Source organism: uncultured Paracoccus sp. (assembly GCF_945915435.1).
In the GTDB taxonomy this organism is placed as follows: domain Bacteria; phylum Pseudomonadota; class Alphaproteobacteria; order Rhodobacterales; family Rhodobacteraceae; genus Paracoccus.
The window spans coordinates 1-16,001 of record NZ_CAMEFG010000040.1; the positions used below are offsets into that span (position 1 = coordinate 1).

The window sequence follows — 16,001 nt, forward strand, 5'->3', positions numbered from 1 at the left end:
GCAGCTTGAACACGACCGAGGGCGCGGTGGTGATCAGGTCCAGATCATATTCGCGCTCCAGCCGGTCGCGGATGACTTCCAGGTGCAGAAGGCCCAGGAAGCCGCAGCGGAAGCCGAAGCCAAGCGCCGCCGAGGTCTCCATCTCGTAGCTGAAGCTGGCGTCGTTCAGGGCCAGCTTTTCGATGGCCTCGCGCAGCCCCTCGAAATCATTGGCATCGACCGGGAACAGCCCGCAGAAGACCACGGGCTGCGCGGGCTTGAAGCCGGGCAGGGGGGTGTCGGTGCCCTTGCGCTCATGCGTGATCGTATCGCCGACGCGGGTGTCGCGGACCTGCTTGATCGAGGCGGTGAAGACCCCGATCTCGCCCGGCCCAAGCTCTGCGATGTCCTGCATCTGCGGGCGCAGGACGGCCAGCTTGTCGATGCCGTAGACGGCGCCGGTCTGCATCATCTTGATGCGGTCGCCCTTGCGGATCACGCCGTCCATGACGCGGATCATCACGACGACGCCCAGATAGGGGTCATACCACGAATCGACCAGCATCGCTTTCAGGGGCGCGTCGCGTTCGCCCCTGGGGGCGGGCAGGCGGGTGACGATGGCCTCAAGCACCTCGGGGATGCCGAGGCCGGTCTTGGCGCTGATCGGCACGGCTTCGGAGGCGTCGATGCCGATGACGTCCTCGATCTGTTCCTTGACGCGGTCGGGTTCGGCGGCGGGCAGGTCGATCTTGTTCAGCACCGGCACGATGTCGTGATCGGCGTCGATGGCCTGGTAGACATTGGCCAGCGTCTGCGCCTCGACCCCTTGCGTGGCGTCCACGACCAGCAGCGACCCCTCGACCGCGCGCATGGACCGGCTGACCTCATAGGCGAAATCGACGTGGCCGGGCGTGTCGATCAGGTTCAGGATATAGGTGCGCCCGTCGCGCGCGGGATATTCGATGCGCACGGTGTTGGCCTTGATGGTGATGCCCCGCTCACGCTCGATATCCATGCTGTCGAGAAGCTGGGATTTCATGTCGCGTTCGGCCACCGTCCCCGTCATCTGGATCAGGCGGTCGGCAAGCGTGGATTTTCCGTGGTCGATATGGGCCACGATCGAGAAGTTGCGGATCAGGTCAAGGTCGGTCATGGCCAGCCTATACAGGGCGAAAACGGATCACGAAAGGGCAAAGACGACAGGCTGCGGCAAGGGTCACGGCCCGCGGGGTCCGGGGACCGTCAGACCTGCCTCGCGCAGCATGCGCCTGCGAAGCCGGGCCTCGCGCAGCATCGTATAGCAGCCCGAGGCGACGATGACAGCCCCGCCCAGCAGGGTCATCGCATCCGGGCGCTCGCCAAAGATCACCACGGCAAGGATCAGGGCGAAAAGCAGCCGCGAATAGCGGTAGGGCGCGACCGAGGCTGCCTCGGATATCCGCGTGGCCGTGACCAGCAGCGCATAGGCCGAGACCCCCGCCACCGTCGTGCCCGCCAGCCCCGCCCATTGCAGCGCATGGGGCATGGTGGGTGTCTGGTCCAGCAGCACCATCAGCACCACACCGCTAAGCGTCAGCGAGGCGAAGGCGCCCACCGCGACCTGCTCGGACTGGATATGGGCGGGCAGGCGGCGGGTCACGATATCGCGCATGGCAAGCGAGACGACCGCAAGCAGCGGCAGCAGGGATATGGTCTGGAACGCCGCCATCCCCGGACGAATCACCATCAGCACACCCATGAAACCCACGATCAGCGCGCTGCCGCGCCGCCAGCCCACGGGTTCGCGCAGAAACAGCACCGCGCCAAGCACGATGGCCAGCGGCATCGCTTGCAGGATCGCGGTGGTCGAGGCCAGATCGCCAAGCGCCAGCGCCGCCACCACTGCCGTCGAGCCGGCGATTTCCCCAAAGTTGCGCAGCATCACCACCGGGGCGTAAAGGTCGCGCGTGAACAGCACGCCGCCGCGCAGCTTCAGCAGCAGCGCGAAGGACACGCAGCCCGCAGCCCCCAGCATGGCCAGCACCTGCGCAAAGGGCAGGCCCTGCGACAGCAGTTTGACCAGCGCATCCTCGACCGCGAAAAGCGCCATCGAAAAGACCATGAAGACCGCGCCGCGGAAATTCTCGCTGTGCATGTTCAGCCCGTTTCTGACAGGAAGGTGGCGGGGCAGGGTCCGGTCGCGGCCTGCCTTGTGGTCCTTGTCACATGATGCCCGCGCGGGGCGAAGGCAAGGGTGATTCGCGGCCTGGCCCGGCGCCCGGCCCGCCGCAGGGCATATCTTGCGCCGCGCCGCCCGCCCCGCACGACGGGTTGCGCGTGTCCCGCGATTGAGGCGGAGGCGGTTCTCTGCTAAGGTCCGGTCCATTCAAGGCAGGCGACAAGAGGGCGGATCAGCCCCCAGCCAAGGCAGAATGTCGAGGAGACAGAACATGATCAATCGCTTGATGATCGCCACGGCCGCCGTGGTGCTGACCGCACCGCTGGCGATGGCCGGCCCGATCGATTCGGCCTGCGTCCGTTCGGATCGCGGCGCGCGCAATGCACAGCTTTGCGGCTGCATCCAGCAGGTCGCCGACCGCACGCTTTCGCGTTCGGACCAGCGCCGCGCCGCCAGCTTCTTCCGCGATCCGCACCAGGCGCAAGAGGTGCGCATGTCGAAAAGCAATGCCGACAATGCCTTCTGGGCGCGCTATCGCAATTTCGCCACCACGGCCGAGGCCTATTGCGCGAGATAAGCACCTTGCGCATCACCATCCTGACCGGCGCCGGGATCTCGGCCGAAAGCGGGCTGCGGACCTTCCGCGCCAGCGACGGGCTATGGGAGGACCACCGGATCGAGGATGTCGCGACGCCTCAGGGCTTCGCCGCCGATCCCGCGCTGGTCCTGCGCTTTTACAACGAACGCCGCGCGGCTGCCCGCGTGGCGCAGCCCAATGCCGCCCATCGCGCGCTGGCCCGGCTGGCGGCGCGTTTCCCGGTCACGCTGGTCACCCAGAACGTGGACGACCTGCACGAACGCGGCGGTTCGGACGAGGTGGTGCATATGCATGGCAGCCTGACCGGCGCGCTTTGCGCCGAATGCGGCCACCGCTGGCCCGCCCCCGCCGTCATGTCGCCCGCCGACCGCTGCCCGTCCTGCGCCGCCCCCGCGACGCGCCCCGATATCGTCTGGTTCGGCGAGATTCCCTATCACATGGAACGGATCTGGCAGGCGGTCGAAAGCGCCGACATATTCGCGGCCATCGGGACCTCGGGGCAGGTCTATCCCGCCGCCGCGCTGGCGCAGCACGCCGCCCGCGCCGGTGCCCATACGGTCGAGCTGAACCTGGCCGCCTCGGCCGTAAGCCACGACTTCGCCGAACATCTGCAAGGTCCGGCGTCGCAGGTCGTCGATGGCTGGGTCCGGCGGCTGCTTGGCGATGCAGGCGCCTGAGCGGCCCGTGAACCTTGCCCTTCACCCCCTTGCCGTGCCAGAAAGCCCGCCGATGACCCAAGCCATTCTTGCCAATGCCCGCCTGATCCTCGAGGATCGCGTGACGCCCGGCGGCATCGCCTGCGAAGGCGGGCGCATCGCCGCGATCTTCGAGGGCGAGGGCGTGCCCGATGGCGCCATCGACCTGCAAGGCGATTTCCTGGCCCCCGGCCTGGTCGAACTGCACACCGACAACCTCGAACGCCACCTGCGTCCGCGCCCCGGCGTGAACTGGCCCCATTCCAGCGCCATCCTGGCCCATGACGCCGAGCTTGCGGGCTGCGGCATCACCACCGTCTTCGACGCGATGCGCGTGGGTTCCATCCCGTCCGAGCGTAACGACGATTACGGCAAATACGCCCGCCCGCTGGCGACCGAGCTTGAGGCGATCCGCGCCTCGGGTGTCCTTCGCATCAGCCATTTCCTGCATCTGCGGGCCGAGATCTGTTCCGAAACCCTGCTGGACGAGTTGGCCGAATTCGGCCCGCAGGACCGCGTCGGCATCATCAGCCTGATGGACCACACCCCCGGCCAGCGCCAGTTCCGCGACATCTCGAAACTGGCGCAATACGTGCAGGGCAAATACGGCTTCAGCGATGCCGATTTTCAGGCCCATGTCCAGAACCTGCGCGATCTGCGCGCCCGCAACGGCGACCGGCACGAGGCCGAGGCCGTCGCGACCGCCCATCGCCTCGGTGCGGTTCTGGCCAGCCATGACGACACCACCGCCGGACAGGTCGCGATCTCTGCCGCCCACGGCGTCCGGCTGGCCGAGTTCCCGACCACGCCCGAGGCCGCCCGCGCCTGCCACGACCACGGCATCATGGTGATGATGGGCGCGCCGAACCTGATCCGCGGAGGCTCGCATTCGGGCAACGTATCGGCCGCCGACCTGGCCCGGGCGGGGCATCTGGACATCCTGTCCTCGGATTACGTCCCCGCCGGGCTGCTGGCGGGCGCGATGCTGCTGGCGCGCATCTGGGACGACCTGCCCCGCGCCATCGCCACCGTGACCCGCAACCCCGCCAGCGCCGCCGGGCTGGCCGACAGGGGCGCGCTGGCGCCGGGCCTACGCGCCGACCTGATCCGTTTCCGCATGCTGGACGACGCGCCCGTTCTGCGCGAAACCTGGGTGCGCGGAGTGCGGGTCTGAAGCAGCGGCCGGGTGAATATGCCGCAATGAGCGGGGGGCAGAACCCCAAGGCCCCGCCGCCGGATCGCCGGGGCGGGGCCTGTTTCGGTGGGGCCGCGATCAGGCCGCCTCGATCGCCTTCGCGATGCTGTCCTTGATCTCCAGCCGACGCTTGCGAAGCGCATTCTCAGCCGTATCGCTGATCGCGTCGATCCGCGTTTCCGCGCGGTGGATGCGGTCGTTGACGTCGTCATATTCCTCAAGCAGGCGCGCAAAGGCCGGATCGGCTGCCTTCACCTGATGGATCTTGTCCAACTGTCCGTGGAACTCTTCGCCAAGCGTGTGTGGAGTGTTCGACATGTCCGCCTCTTTCCTTTCGGTCCAAGGGGATATTAACCGGACAGATCCGCGAATCCCTTGATCCGCATCAATATTCCCGAAATTCCGTCTGTGCGCGCCCAGGCGCGGCTACGGCGTTTCAATCGGATGTCAGGGGCGAGCATCTCAAGAGGAAAATTAAGTAGTTGATCTTGATAGAATAAATTTCTCTTGCGGCATGGGCCTCCTATCTTAAACGACATCCGACTTTATATAAGCGGGCACCCTCTCCAACTGGCCGACTTTTACGCCGCCGTTGCCAAGATCGAGCGCAGCGGCGGCGACATTGACCATGCCACGCTGATGGCCTGGCACTGCCCGGTCGGGCGCCTCGAAGACCGACCACGACCCGGTCCGGCCCCACGGGGCCAGACTTTTCCAGGGAAAATATCGATAGCCGGAATCCGAGCAGGGTTCCGGTCGAAAGACGTGGCTGATGGTGTGCCGCGAAGTGTGGCTGACCTCCGGCTGGGGATTCATATAAGACTGCAATCAAGGCACTGGCGCGGGGCAAAGCGGCAAAACCTCAGATCTGTGGATTGTAAAATTCGGAAAAATAAAGTTCATCAACCGTAAGCGCGACGCTGATCCCCTCCTGTCGTCGATGATCTGTTCCGGTCATTCTCCGTGCGCATGAACGTCGGAGGTGTTGGCTTGGAACGAGACGGCAAAATGGGCGGCCATTTGGACGGCTTCTCGGATGGTGGGGTTTCGCGGCTGGAAGTGATCGAGGGGCCGACCGGGCGTCAGCGACGCACGAAGGCGGAGCGGGCGCGGATTGCGGCGGAGAGCTTGGTGCCGGGAACTTCGGTGACCGAAGTCGCGCGGCGGCACGGTGCGACGCGCTGGCAGGTTTATGACTGGCGGAAGAAGCTACGGGACGGACAGCTTGTCGTGCCCGAGAGCGTGGCGGCACTGCCGATGTTTGCAGAACTGGTCGTCGAGGGCGCCGCAGCGGAGATGCCGGCAGAGACGGAGGCCAGCACCGGCGTGGAGATCGTTGTGGGTGATGTCGTGATCCGCGTCGGCGCAGATACCGATGAGGTTCTGCTGACGCGGGCGATCCGGGCGGTGCGGGCGACGGCATCGTGATGTTCGGTCAGGGCGGGCCGGTGAAGATCATGGTCGCGACCAGGCCCGTCGACTTCAGGAACTATGCGGCGACCATGATTATGCGGAGTCGCGGACGCTGACGGGCGCATTTCCGGGCCACACGACATCTGTCGACTCCACATAACAATACGCTATCGCGCAGCGAGCATCGCGATCAATTTGTCCGGCGGGCGGAATTTGCCTGGCTTGATGCCGAGCGGCGCCAAAGCGTCGAGCATCTCGAGTTTTTTGGCCGGGTCAGCGCGCAAGTAGATCTCGGTGCTCTGGAGAGTGGCATGACCGAGCCACAGCGCTACCTTGCGGATATCCCGGGTGGCCTGAAGCATGTGCATCGCGCAGCTATGCCGCAGAACATGAGGCGATATTGGCTTGGCGGCAAGCGAGGGCACGACCTTCGCCGCAACCGCGGCGTGCTTTGTCAGGATATATTCGAAGCCGGCGCGCGTCATCGCCCGGCTCGCCCTGGCGATCACCGACCTGATGCAGCGGCTGGAGGGCATGCGTAAGATCGACGTCCAGGACCCCATGCCGATCATGGATCAGCGCCGCCGCTATCAGAAGCAGGCCGAGGAACTGGCGCTCTACCTGACGCAAACCTATGGCGCCAAAATCCGCCATCGGCCAGCGGTCGACTATCAGATGACCATGCTCGGGATCAGGACCACCTGCACCAGCGGGCTTGGCAATCTCTTCGGGAACTGGATCGCCGCGGCGCAACGGAAGCTGACTCGGGCAAAGGCCCTCTCTGATCTTGCAGAGTTCGATGCGAAGGAGGGTTTGCTGTGAGGTGTCGATCGATACGGATGTCTTGTGGCGCTGAGCAGTTATCGAGGCGTGGGCAAGATGGCCTTGATTACCCAAACAACTATCCAAGATGCTGGAATCCAGATGTAGATCATGCTTCGGCCATCCTTGAATATTAGCCCCCCAAAAACAATCAGGCCAAGGAAAACAATGAAGGATGTGAAGATATATAGATCGAGAACAAACCGGATTAATGATGAAGATACGGCGGCTCGAAGCTCCTTACGGGATGATCCTTTCCCTGTTAGGAGTTCATGGCCAATGCGAACACAGCAGTAGACAAAAAATCCAAGAGCACCCGCAGCAAGCAGCAGCCCTAGCTGTTCCTCAAGGCGCATTGTTCACATTCCGAATCATCTATTGACTTTGGGCCACCATAGCCGCACGTTCTTAACGTGCGATGAAAAAGATCGCACCGGGTTTGGTCGCCCGTTCGGAACCTAGGCGCACGACAGCCGCGCCATGCGCGGCTTTGCTATGTCCGGGCGCAGTGGGACCGCGCAAGCGGTGCCGTTTTCCCTAGGGTTCGACGGTCGACCAACCCGCTGTTGCCCGGGCACCCGTTTGGTCGCGGCCCCGGGTTCATATGAACCCCGGAGGTCCTCATGGACATTCATCACGAATTGATAACCCCGAATCTGCGCACCACGTCCCGCGTGGTGGCAGAAAAATTCGGAAAACGGCATGATAACGTGCTGCGCGACATCAGCGGCATCAAGGCTGACGTGCCGAAGGAATTTTGGCTCCTCAATTTTGAGGAGCGAGATTATCTGGACAGCCGTGGGAAGCATCAGCCACAGATCGAACTGACCCGCGACGGCTTCGTTCTGCTGACGATGGGCTTCACCGGCGCGGCCGCGATGGAATGGAAGGTCCGCTTCATCGAAGCCTTCAACATGATGGAGGCCGAGCTTGGCTCAAAATTGAGCCGGCTGCATCCAGATCCAGATGCCGCTGGCGCGGATCCGAGCGGGCTGGCGGGCTTGATCCCCGGATCGCTGGGCGAGATTGCCACTTTCGTCAACGCGGCCCGTCATGCCGTCAGCAAGGCCGAAGCCGCGCGTATCTATCACCTGCTGTTGCCGCCGGCGCTGCGATCCGGCACGGCCCACGGTCTGCTGGCCGATCCGCAGGATGGCCGGGACTGCCTGACCTATCTTCTGGCCCTTGATGCAGGCGGGCGCGCCGTATCGGACTGGCTGGCCGAAGGGCAGGACAGCCCGATGCTGAATCGAATTGGCCTGCGCGTTCGCGATGACGGGCTGTTCGTCTCGCATCAGACGCCGGTCTTCGCCAGCAGCCGTTGGTCCGGCGGGCGCCACCGCGCAGCCCTGATGACGCTGGAAGGTGTCTTTGCCCCGGCGAATCCGCTGACCTTGCGCGGCCGGGGGCAGCGCGGCCTGGTCATTCCTCTGTCCGCCATCGCAGGGGGATTGAATGTCAACTAAACCAAGGATAGCATTTGCTCATCCCATTTCTCGCATGGGGTTCATTGCCGCGAAATCACTTCAGGCAGTCAGCCCGCCGGGCTGGCAAACCCTTAATGCGAGGACCTAGCATGCAAACTTGTGCTACGCCCCAGGCTGACGACATTCGTCAGGACATCTTCAATCAAGCCGAGCTGGTCGCCGACCAGTTGCACACTGCCGTAGGCTGCAACAGGGCTGTCATGGCCCTGGTCGATCAGCTCGCATCCGAGATCCCTGATCATGGGCACCAGCTTCTGGCGGTCATCACGGCCGTCGACCGTTACCTGTCCGAGGCGGTCGAAGATCTCGATTCGCTGACCAGGCTGACGATCGGCTGACCCGATCCAAACAGGATCCAAACAACGAAAGCGCGCCTCGATCCGGGCGCGCTTTTTCGGTTCTGTCCAGCGTCCGAACTCGGACGCTTCGGACGCTCGGACGGACAAGATATTTCTTGACAGCTAAGTGTCTGAAATATCTTGGAAAAGTGGTGAGCCCGACAGGATTCGAACCTGTGACCCACTGATTAAAAGTCAGTTGCTCTACCAACTGAGCTACGGGCCCACGTCACAGGGCGGGTGAGTAGTTAACTGCGCGGATGGGGTCAAGCGGAAAACGAAGATCTGGCGGAATCTTTTTGCGCGCCCTATATCGCGGCCATGAACAACACGCCCCAGACCGGCCTGCCCTTCATGAAGATGCACGGGCTTGGCAACGACTTCGTGGTGATCGACCTGCGTGCGGGGGGCGATGCGCCCGATGCTGCGGTGATCGCGGCCATCGCCGACCGGCACCGGGGGGTCGGCTTCGATCAGCTTGCGGTCATCCGTACCGACGACGCAAGCGATGCGCGGCTGACGTTTTACAACGCCGACGGCTCGCTCAGCGCGGCTTGCGGGAATGCCACGCGCTGCATCGCGCGCTGGCTGATGGATCAGACCGGCGCGGCCAGCCTGCACCTGCGCACCGATCATGCGGTGCTGCTGGCCGAGGATGCGGGGGGCGGGCTGACCCGCGTCAACATGGGGCCGCCGGTGCTGGACTGGCGCGCGATTCCGCTGGCGCGCGCTGTCGATACGCTGCACCTGCCCATTGCGGGCGATCCGGTCGCTACCGGCATGGGCAATCCGCATATGACTTTCTTCGTGCCCGATGCGGGCGCCGTCGATCTGGCCAGCTTCGGGCCGGAACACGAACATCACCCGCTTTATCCGCAGCGCACGAATGTCGAGGTGGTGCAGGTGATCTCGGACAGCGAAATCCTGCTGCGGATATGGGAACGGGGAACGGGGCCGACGCTGGCCTCGGGGTCGTGTTCCTGCGCGGCGGCGGTGGCCGCGGCGCGGCGCGGGCTGACGGGGCGGCGCGTCGCGGTGAACGTGCCGGGCGGGCGGCTGGAAATCGACTGGCGCGAGGATGGCGTCTGGATGACCGGCCCGTCCGCCCATGTCTTCGACGGGGTCTGGCGGGGATGAGCGCGAAGCCCCCCGTTTTCGCGACCCTCGGTTGCCGGCTGAACACCTATGAGACCGAGGCCATGCGCGAGATGGCCGAGGCCGCCGGGCTGCAAGGCGCGGTGGTCGTCAACACCTGCGCCGTGACCGCCGAGGCCGTGCGCAAGGCCCGGCAGGAGATCCGCCGCCTGGCCCGCGAAAATCCCGGCGCGCCGGTGATCGTGACCGGCTGCGCGGCCCAGACCGAGCCCGAGACCTTCGCCGCCATGCCCGAGGTCGCCCGCGTCATCGGCAATCACGAAAAGATGCAGCCCGCCACATGGGCCGGGATCCGCGCGCCCGACCTGATCGGCCCGACCGAAAAGGTCCAGGTCGACGACATCATGTCGGTGCGTGAAACGGCGGGCCACCTGATCGACGGCTTCGGGCGGCACCGCGCCTATGTGCAGGTGCAGAACGGCTGCGATCACCGCTGCACCTTCTGCATCATCCCCTATGGCCGCGGCAATTCCCGCAGCGTTCCGGCGGGGGTGGTGGTCGAGCAGATCAAGCGGCTGCGCGACCGGGGCTTCAACGAGGTGGTGCTGACCGGGGTGGACCTGACAAGCTGGGGCGCTGACCTGCCCGGCCAGCCGCGCCTTGGCGATCTGGTGATGCGCATCCTGCGGCTGGTGCCGGACCTGCCGCGCCTGCGAATCAGCAGCATCGACAGCATCGAGGCGGATGAGAACCTGATGCTGGCCATTGCCACCGAACCCCGCCTGATGCCGCATCTGCACCTATCCTTGCAGGCGGGCGATGACATGATCCTGAAACGCATGAAGCGCCGCCACCTGCGCGACGACGCGATTCGCTTTTGCGAGGAAGCGCGCCGGTTGCGCCCCGGCATCGTCTTCGGCGCCGACATCATCGCGGGCTTTCCCACGGAAACCGAGGCGATGTTCGCCAACAGCCTGAAGCTGGTCGAGGATTGCGGGCTGACCTTCCTGCATGTCTTTCCCTATTCGGCGCGCAAGGGCACGCCCGCCGCACGGATGCCGCGCGTGTCCGGTCCCGCGATCAAGGACCGCGCCGCCCGGCTGCGCGCGGCGGGCGACCTGGCGCTGCGCCGCCATCTGGACGCGCAGCAGGGCCAGACACGCCGCGTGCTGACCGAAGGCCCCCGCCTTGGCCGGACCGAGCAGTTCACCGAAGTCGCCTTTACCCGCGACATGCCCGAGGGCGCGCTGATGGATGTCCGGGTCACGGGCCACGATGGCCAGCGCCTGACCGCCTGAAGGCTGCTTGCAGCAGGCCGCGCCCCGGCCTAGCCTTGCCGGATCGCTATTGGGGGGACAGCCATGCATTGCACAGCCGCCTGTGGGCGCATCGAATGACACTGCTTTACACGCACGCATCCGCGGCGGCCCATGTCATGCCCGCGGGCCATCCCGAAAGCGCGGACCGCTATCTTGCCGTGATCCGCGCCTTGAAAGGGGCCGCGCTGGAACCGCGCGAGGCCCCGCTGGCCAACCGCGAGGACATCCTGCGCTGCCATCCTGCCGAATATCTGGACAGCATCCGCACCCTGATCCCGTCCGAGGGCTGGACGCCGCTGGACGGCGACACCTTCCTGTCCCCCGGCAGTCTCGATCCCGCCCTGCGCGCGGTGGGCGGCTGCGTTGCGGCGGTGGACGACACGCTGGCCGGGCGCGCGCCCAATGCCTTCGTCGCCATGCGCCCCTGCGGCCACCATGCGGAACGCGCCAGGGCGATGGGCTTCTGCGTCTTTGGCAATGTCGCCATCGCGGCCAAGCGGGCCTTGGACCATCACCGTCTGGACCGGGTGGCGGTGCTGGATTTCGACGTCCATCACGGCAACGGCACGCAGGACCTGCTGTGGGACGACAGTCGGGCCTTCTTTGCCTCGACCCACCAGCACGGGCTGTTTCCCCATACGGGCCGGATCGGTGAAAAGGGTGCGCATGGCCAGATCGTGAACGCCCCGCTGCCCCCCGGTTCCGGCGGCACGCAGGCGCGCGAGGTCTGGGCGCGCATCTGCGACCGCGCCAGCGCCTTCCGGCCCCAGCTTGTCCTGATCTCGGCCGGGTTCGACGCGCATCGGGACGATCCGCTGGCCGAACTGAACTGGGACGAATCCGATTTTACCGCGATCACGCGCATGATCTGCGATCTTGCGACTTCGGTCGGTGCGCCGGTGGTATCCGCGCTGGAAGGGGGCTATGATCTGGCGGCTCTGGGCCGCTCGGTGCGCGCCCATGTGGATGTTCTGGCAGAGGTGGCCTGATGACGAAGATCGAATCCCTGTCCTTCGAGGACGCGATGAAAGAGCTTGAGGCCACGGTCGGCAAGCTGGAACATGGCGAGGCCACGCTGGAGGAATCGATCACGCTCTACGAACGCGGTGCGGCCCTTCGCGCCCATTGCGACCAGCTTCTGCGCAAGGCCGAAGAGCGTGTCGAAAAGATCACCCTGGCCGCGAACGGCCAGCCGCAGGGCACCACCCCCGTCGAAGGGCTGTAGATGCGCGCCCGTCTGGATGAGGTCAGGACGCTGGTCGCCGGCGCCCTGGATGCGGCCATCGACCGGCTGCCCGAATCGCCCCTGCGCGACGCGATGCGCTATGCTTGCCACGGCGGCAAGGCGGTGCGCGCCTACCTGGTCGTGGAATCGGCGCGGCTGCACGGCGTTCCCGACAGCGCCGCGCTGCCCGTCGCGGCGGCGGTCGAGGCGCTGCATGCCTACAGCCTCGTCCATGACGACCTGCCCGCGATGGACGACGACGACCTGCGGCGCGGCCAGCCGACCGTGCATGTCCGCTGGGGCGAGGCCGTTGCCATCCTTGCGGGCGACGCGCTGCAAACGCTGGCTTTCGAACTGCTGGCCCGTGACGAGGTTGGCACCCCCGATACCCGCCTGACCTTGCTGCGCGCCTTCGCCCAGGCCGTGGGCGCATCCGGCATGGTTTACGGACAGATGCTGGACATCGCCGCCGAAAGCGCGCAATCGCCCCTGACGCTGGACCAGATCACCCGCCTGCAAGCCGGCAAGACCGGCGCGCTGATCGAGTTTTCGGCCATCTCGGGCGCGCTCATGGCCGGGGCAGACCCCGCGCGCTTGCGCGAATATGCCCGCAACCTCGGGCTGGCCTTCCAGATCGCGGACGACCTGCTGGACGTGACCGGGGACGAGGCGCAGACCGGCAAGCGCGTGGGCAAGGACGATGCGGCGGGCAAGGCGACCTTCGTTTCGCTGCTTGGCCAGGATGGTGCGCAGGCCCGCGCGCGTGAACTGGTCGCCGCAGGCGACGCCGCGCTTGCGCCCTATGGCGCGCGGGCGGGAAACTTGCGTGAACTGGCGCGTTTCGTTATCGACCGCTACGCCTGAGCCGAACCTTGCCACCCGAAAGGGCCAGCCGATGACCGACCAAACGACCCGTCCCAAGACGCCCGTGCTGGATCGCGTGGCCCTGCCGTCCGATCTCAAATCCCTGTCGGATCGCGAGCTGCGCCAGCTTGCCGACGAATTGCGCAGCGAAACCATCAGCGCGGTGTCCGAGACCGGCGGCCATCTGGGCGCGGGTCTGGGCGTCGTGGAACTGACCGTGGCGCTGCATGCGGTGTTCGACGCGCCGCGCGACAAGATCATCTGGGACGTGGGCCACCAATGCTATCCCCACAAGATCCTGACCGGGCGGCGCGACCGCATCCGCACCCTGCGCACCGAAGGGGGGCTGTCGGGTTTCACCAAGCGGTCCGAAAGCGCCTATGACCCGTTCGGGGCCGGGCACAGTTCGACCTCGATCAGCGCGGCGCTGGGGTTCGCGATGGCGCGCGAGCTGGGCGGCGATCCGGGCGATGCCATCGCCGTGATCGGCGACGGCGCGATGAGCGCGGGCATGGCCTTCGAGGCGCTGAACAACGCGGGCCATCTGGGCAAGCGGCTGTTCGTGATTCTCAACGACAACGAAATGTCCATCGCGCCGCCCACCGGCGCGCTTTCGACCTATCTGACCCGGCTTTACACGCGCGGCCCGTTTCAGGAACTGAAGGCCGCCGCCAAGGGCGCGGTCAGCCTGCTGCCGCCGCCGATGCAGGAAGGGGCGCGGCGCGCGCGCGACATGCTCAAGGGTCTGGCGGTCGGCGGGACGCTGTTCGAGGAACTGGGCTTTTCCTATATCGGCCCGGTCGATGGCCACGATCTGGACCAGCTTCTGCCGCTGATGCGCACTGTCAAGGCGCGCGCGGACGGGCCGGTGCTGATCCATGCGGTGACGAAGAAGGGCAAGGGCTACGCGCCCGCCGAACATTCCGCCGACCGGGGCCATGCGCGGGGCCGCTTCGACGTGGCGACCGGCGCGCAGGCCAAGGCGAAATCCAACGCGCCCAGCTATACATCGGTCTTTGCCCGCGCGCTGGTCGATCAGGCCGCCCGCGATGACCGCATCGTAGCGGTCACGGCGGCCATGCCCGACGGCACCGGCCTGAACCTCTTTGCCGAGCGTTTCCCGCGCCGCTGTTTCGACGTGGGCATCGCCGAACAGCATGCCGTGACCTTTTCGGCGGGGTTGGCGGCGGGCGGGATGCGGCCCTTCTGCGCGCTTTATTCGACCTTCCTGCAACGCGGTTACGATCAGGTCGTCCATGACGTCGCGATCCAGCGCCTGCCCGTGCGTTTCGCCATCGACCGCGCCGGACTGGTGGGCGCGGATGGCGCGACCCATGCCGGGGCCTATGACGTGGCCTTCCTTGCGAACCTGCCCGGCATGGTGGTGATGGCCGCGGCGGATGAGGCCGAACTGGCCCATATGGTCGCCACCGCCGCCGCCCATGACGAAGGTCCCATCGCCTTTCGCTATCCGCGCGGCGAGGGCATGGGCGTCGAGATGCCCGAGACCGGCCAGCCCCTGCCCATCGGCAAGGGCCGCATGATCGCGCAAGGCAGCCGCGTCGCCATCCTGTCCTTTGGCACCCGCCTGGCCGAGGTCATGCGCGCCCGCGAATCGCTGATGGCGCGCGGCATCAGCCCCACGGTGGCCGACGCGCGTTTCGCCAAGCCGCTGGACCGCGAGTTGATCCTGGCGCTGGCCCGCGACCACGAGGCGCTGATCACCATCGAGGAGGGCGCGGTCGGCGGTTTCGGCAGCCTCGTCGCGCAGCTTCTGGCGGACGAAGGGGTCTTCGACCACGGGTTGCGCTTCCGCCAGATGGTCCTGCCCGACACCTTCATCGACCACGCCAGCCCCGAGGCGATGTATCGCGACGCCGGCCTGTCGGCGGCGGATATCGAGGCGAAGGTGCTGGATGTCCTGGGCGTCGCGCAGATGGGGAAGCGGGCATGATCCCGCTGTTGCCGATCCTTGCGCTGGCCGCCGCGCTGACCTTCGACGGTGATGGCGCCGGTGCGGGGCGGACGGTAGATGCCGATCTCGATCCGCTCGACTTCTTCGCGGGGCAGGGCTGCGCCATCGGTCCTTCGACGCGGGCGGCGGCAAGGCAGGCCGGGGTCGATCGGGCCGCCATCGACGCGCTGGCGGACAAGTGGCGCGACGACCCGGAAACCGTGGCAACCGGCGATTGGCTGGTCCTGCCGCCCAAGGCCTGCACGATGACGCTGCCGGTTGTCGAAAGCGCGCTGAAATTGACCGACCCGGAGGTGCAGGCGGCGTTCTCGGCTGCGGATGCCTATGCAGGCGAAGACTCGCCCGGCTGCTTTCTGGATGGGGACAAACTGCGGGCAACAACGGCTGCCGCCCGAGGGTGGACCCAGGATCAGGCAATGATCGAGTATCTGCGGCTTGTCGCGCAGTCGTTGCGCAGCGGTGACCTGACCTTCTACACGGATAGCCCGCTTCTTACGCCTTACGGCATCCACCTGACGACAGGAAGCTGCGGAGAGGTTTTGCCATATCGCGACGACGCCCGCCGTGCGCATGAATACCTGGTCGAGAACTTCGACATGATCGTGCGCAGGAACCTGCAAGAAGTCACCTGCGAATACGGCGGCTCGTGGCCAGCCGTTGAGGAGGCCGAGCGTCTTCACAATGAACTTCAGGGCATCTCGCAACATGCGTGGTTGGGGTTTGAGGCCTACCTGATCGTTCTTGGGGCCGGATGGTATGAAGGCGTGTCACTGACCGAGAAGGGAATGCCCCGTCCGCCGCTCTGCCACTACCCCGAGGCAGGCTGAGCCGACCCGAC

General features: G+C 66.0%; 18 protein-coding genes and 1 tRNA gene. 14 read left to right on the forward strand and 5 right to left on the reverse strand.

Translation table 11 applies throughout. The features are described 5' to 3' along the window. Positions 1–1,132 (reverse strand): translation elongation factor 4 (lepA, locus tag Q0O97_RS13070; protein WP_294929973.1); only part of this gene is annotated, 1,132 nt, incomplete at its 3' end. 63 nt (positions 1,133–1,195) lie between these two features. After that, positions 1,196–2,113 carry a DMT family transporter gene (locus Q0O97_RS13075; protein ID WP_294929976.1) on the reverse strand — a complete coding sequence of 306 codons (918 nt, stop codon included), beginning with the start codon at positions 2,111–2,113 and terminating at the stop codon, positions 1,196–1,198. A 295-nt stretch (positions 2,114–2,408) separates the two neighbouring features. On the opposite strand from Q0O97_RS13075, the gene Q0O97_RS13080 reads away from it, so the two are divergent. From Q0O97_RS13080 to Q0O97_RS13090, 3 genes are read left to right on the forward strand one after another with little or no spacing between them, the layout of a single operon-like run. Further along, positions 2,409–2,714 (forward strand): hypothetical protein, encoded by a 306-nt coding sequence (locus Q0O97_RS13080; RefSeq protein ID WP_294929979.1) that lies wholly within the window; start codon positions 2,409–2,411, stop codon positions 2,712–2,714. 5 nt (positions 2,715–2,719) lie between these two features. Then, complete coding sequence (locus Q0O97_RS13085) at positions 2,720–3,412, forward strand: NAD-dependent deacylase (RefSeq protein WP_294929983.1); 693 nt, start codon at positions 2,720–2,722, stop codon at positions 3,410–3,412. 52 nt (positions 3,413–3,464) lie between these two features. Next, positions 3,465–4,604, forward strand: coding sequence for an alpha-D-ribose 1-methylphosphonate 5-triphosphate diphosphatase (locus tag Q0O97_RS13090; protein ID WP_294929986.1), 1,140 nt, complete (start codon positions 3,465–3,467; stop codon positions 4,602–4,604). 99 nt (positions 4,605–4,703) lie between these two features. Here Q0O97_RS13090 and Q0O97_RS13095 read toward each other — a convergent pair whose 3' ends face one another. Beyond that, complete coding sequence (locus Q0O97_RS13095; RefSeq protein WP_294929990.1) at positions 4,704–4,943, reverse strand: DUF465 domain-containing protein; 240 nt, start codon at positions 4,941–4,943, stop codon at positions 4,704–4,706. A gap of 672 nt (positions 4,944–5,615) precedes the next feature. On the opposite strand from Q0O97_RS13095, the gene Q0O97_RS13100 reads away from it, so the two are divergent. Continuing rightward, positions 5,616–6,053, forward strand: a complete 438-nt coding sequence (locus Q0O97_RS13100) for a transposase (RefSeq protein WP_294929993.1) — start codon at positions 5,616–5,618, stop codon at positions 6,051–6,053. A gap of 152 nt (positions 6,054–6,205) precedes the next feature. Here Q0O97_RS13100 and Q0O97_RS13105 read toward each other — a convergent pair whose 3' ends face one another. Next, positions 6,206–6,523: a tyrosine-type recombinase/integrase gene (locus Q0O97_RS13105; RefSeq protein WP_294929996.1), complete on the reverse strand. Its 318-nt coding sequence runs from the start codon at positions 6,521–6,523 to the stop codon at positions 6,206–6,208. Between Q0O97_RS13105 and Q0O97_RS13110 the strand changes: the two genes are divergently transcribed. The 3 genes from Q0O97_RS13110 to Q0O97_RS13120 all read left to right on the forward strand — a co-directional run bounded on the left by Q0O97_RS13110 (position 6,444) and on the right by Q0O97_RS13120 (position 8,685). After that, positions 6,444–6,860, forward strand: coding sequence for a hypothetical protein (locus Q0O97_RS13110; RefSeq protein WP_294930083.1), 417 nt, complete (start codon positions 6,444–6,446; stop codon positions 6,858–6,860). The two genes, Q0O97_RS13105 and Q0O97_RS13110, sit on opposite strands and share 80 nt — an antisense overlap. 623 nt (positions 6,861–7,483) lie before the next feature. Then, a complete protein-coding gene (locus Q0O97_RS13115) occupies positions 7,484–8,326 on the forward strand; it encodes a Rha family transcriptional regulator (RefSeq protein ID WP_294930000.1) in 843 nt (280 codons plus the stop codon). A 110-nt stretch (positions 8,327–8,436) separates the two neighbouring features. Next, positions 8,437–8,685 (forward strand): hypothetical protein, encoded by a 249-nt coding sequence (locus Q0O97_RS13120; RefSeq protein ID WP_294930003.1) that lies wholly within the window; start codon positions 8,437–8,439, stop codon positions 8,683–8,685. A 150-nt stretch (positions 8,686–8,835) separates the two neighbouring features. Here the strand turns inward: Q0O97_RS13120 and Q0O97_RS13125 are convergent. After that, positions 8,836–8,911, reverse strand: a tRNA-Lys gene (locus tag Q0O97_RS13125). Between the two features lie 95 nt (positions 8,912–9,006). Here Q0O97_RS13125 and dapF point away from each other — a divergent pair. The 7 genes from dapF (at position 9,007) to Q0O97_RS13160 (ending at position 15,990) form a co-directional block, all read left to right on the forward strand. Beyond that, the gene (gene dapF, locus Q0O97_RS13130; RefSeq protein WP_294930006.1) at positions 9,007–9,822 is read left to right on the forward strand and encodes a diaminopimelate epimerase; all 816 of its coding nucleotides are present in this window, start codon (positions 9,007–9,009) and stop codon (positions 9,820–9,822) included. Next, positions 9,819–11,078, forward strand: a complete 1,260-nt coding sequence (gene mtaB / locus Q0O97_RS13135) for a tRNA (N(6)-L-threonylcarbamoyladenosine(37)-C(2))-methylthiotransferase MtaB (protein WP_294930009.1) — start codon at positions 9,819–9,821, stop codon at positions 11,076–11,078. The genes dapF and mtaB overlap by 4 nt, the downstream gene beginning before the upstream one ends. Positions 11,079–11,173: 95 nt before the next feature. Then, the gene (locus Q0O97_RS13140) at positions 11,174–12,088 is read left to right on the forward strand and encodes a histone deacetylase family protein (RefSeq protein ID WP_294930012.1); all 915 of its coding nucleotides are present in this window, start codon (positions 11,174–11,176) and stop codon (positions 12,086–12,088) included. After that, on the forward strand, positions 12,088–12,324 hold the full coding sequence (locus tag Q0O97_RS13145; RefSeq protein ID WP_294930015.1) for an exodeoxyribonuclease VII small subunit: 237 nt from the start codon (positions 12,088–12,090) through the stop codon (positions 12,322–12,324). The genes Q0O97_RS13140 and Q0O97_RS13145 overlap by 1 nt, the downstream gene beginning before the upstream one ends. Next, positions 12,325–13,188, forward strand: coding sequence for a polyprenyl synthetase family protein (locus Q0O97_RS13150; protein WP_294930018.1), 864 nt, complete (start codon positions 12,325–12,327; stop codon positions 13,186–13,188). Between the two features lie 31 nt (positions 13,189–13,219). Continuing rightward, positions 13,220–15,142 (forward strand): 1-deoxy-D-xylulose-5-phosphate synthase, encoded by a 1,923-nt coding sequence (gene dxs / locus Q0O97_RS13155; RefSeq protein WP_294930021.1) that lies wholly within the window; start codon positions 13,220–13,222, stop codon positions 15,140–15,142. Next, positions 15,139–15,990, forward strand: coding sequence for a hypothetical protein (locus tag Q0O97_RS13160; RefSeq protein WP_294930024.1), 852 nt, complete (start codon positions 15,139–15,141; stop codon positions 15,988–15,990). Before dxs ends, Q0O97_RS13160 begins: the two co-directional genes overlap by 4 nt. The last annotated feature ends 11 nt before the right edge of the window (positions 15,991–16,001 follow it).